The 1,933-nt window shown below is 65.5% G+C and carries 1 protein-coding gene; it reads left to right on the top strand.

Annotated features, from left to right (window positions below; all coding sequences use genetic code 11):
- The first annotated feature begins 161 nt into the window (after positions 1 to 161).
- Entirely contained in the window at positions 162 to 1,784 is a 1,623-nt protein-coding gene (locus IP86_RS25825; protein WP_054165308.1) for an ABC-F family ATP-binding cassette domain-containing protein, read from the top strand.
- The last annotated feature ends 149 nt before the right edge of the window (positions 1,785 to 1,933 follow it).

Raw genomic sequence — 1,933 nt, forward strand, 5'->3', positions numbered from 1 at the left:
TCGACAAAGCCGAGCGGCTCAGACTTGCGGAGACGCCCCCTCACCCCAGCCCTCTCCCCGCACGCGGGGAGAGGGAGTGCGCATCGCCTTGTCGCGCGCTCTTTCGCCGAAGCCTCCGATCGGCTAAACGCGCCGCAGCATTTTTATCGTCCTGTGAGCCCATGATCCGTCTCGACAACATCTCCAAGCAGAACGGCCACCAGATCCTCTATATCGAGGCGTCCGCGACGTTGTTGCGCGGCGAGAAGATCGGTCTGGTCGGACCGAACGGCTCTGGCAAGACCACGCTGTTCCGGATGATCAACGGCACCGAGACGCCCGACGAAGGCCAGGTCTCGGTCGATCGCGGCTTGACCATCGGCTATTTCAGCCAGGACGTCGGCGAGATGAGCGGCCGCAGCGCGGTCGCCGAGACCATGGAGGGCGCCGGCCCGGTCAGCGAGGTCGCGGCCGAGCTGAAGCAGCTGGAAGACGCCCTCGCCGATCCCGACAAGGCCGACGAGATGGAGCAGATCCTGGAACGCTACGGCGAAGTCCAGCACCGCTTCGAGGAGCTCGACGGCTACGCGCTGGAAGGCCGCGCCCGCGAAGTGCTGGCCGGTCTCTCCTTCACCCAGGAGATGATGGACGGCGACGTCGGCAAGCTGTCCGGCGGCTGGAAGATGCGCGTGGCGCTGGCGCGCATCCTGTTGATGCGGCCGGACGTGATGCTGCTCGACGAACCGTCGAACCATCTCGACATCGAAAGCCTGATCTGGCTCGAACAATTTTTGCGCGGCTTCGAGGGCGCGCTGCTGATGACCTCGCACGACCGCGAGTTCATGAACCGCATCGTCAACAAGATCATCGAGATCGACGCCGGCACACTGACCAGCTACTCGGGCAATTACGACTTCTACGCCCAGCAGCGCGCGCTCGCCGACAAACAGCAGCAGGCGCAGTTCGAACGCCAGCAGGCGATGCTGGCCAAGGAAGTCGCGTTCATCGAGCGCTTCAAGGCCCGCGCGTCGCACGCCGCGCAGGTGCAGAGCCGGGTCAAGAAGCTGGAGAAGATCGAGAAGGTCGAGCCGCCGCGGCGGCGCCAGACCATCGCGTTCGACTTCCTGCCGGCGCCGCGCTCGGGCGAAGACGTGGTCAGTCTCAAGCGCGTCAGCAAGCGCTACGGCAGCCGCGTGATCTATGACGGGCTCGATTTCCAGATCCAGCGCCGCGAGCGCTGGTGCGTGATGGGCATCAACGGCGCCGGCAAATCGACGCTGCTCAAGCTCGTCACCGGCTCGACCCCGCCCGACGATGGCAGCGTGGCGCTCGGCGGCAGCGTCAAGATGGGCTACTTCGCGCAGCACGCCATGGACTTGATCGACGGCGACCTCACCGTATTCCAATCACTGGAAGAATGGTTTCCGCAGGCCGGCCAAGGCAGCTTACGCGCGCTCGCCGGTTGCTTCGGTTTCTCCGGCGATGATGTCGAGAAGAAGTGCCGGGTGCTGTCGGGCGGCGAGAAAGCGCGGCTGGTGATGGCCAGGATGCTGTACGATCCGCCGAATTTCCTGGTGCTCGACGAGCCGACCAACCATCTCGACATGGCCACCAAGGAAATGCTGATCAAGGCACTGGCCGATTTCGAAGGCACCATGCTGTTCGTGTCCCACGACCGGCATTTCCTCGGCGCGCTGTCCAACCGCGTGCTCGAGCTGACGCCTGACGGCATCCACAAATACGGCGGCGGTTACACCGAGTATGTGGCGAGGACCGGCCACGAGGCGCCGGGGCTGCATAGTTAGGCGTGAGCAGGGCATTCCCGCTTGCGGGGCTGTCACCTCTCCCGCTTGCGGGAGAGGTCGGATCGCGCAGCGATCCGGGTGAGGGCTCTCCCCTCCGCGAGTCGTTGAGTCAGCGGCTGGGGCGGCCCCCCCCCCCCCCCCCCCCCCCC

The organism is Rhodopseudomonas sp. AAP120, assembly GCF_001295845.1.
GTDB lineage: Bacteria > Pseudomonadota > Alphaproteobacteria > Rhizobiales > Xanthobacteraceae > Rhodopseudomonas.

Excerpts from the sequence above, each read along its gene's own strand:
- IP86_RS25825 (WP_054165308.1), top strand. The coding sequence starts at position 162 with ATGATCCGTCTCGACAACATCTCCAAGCAGAACGGCCACCAGATCCTC.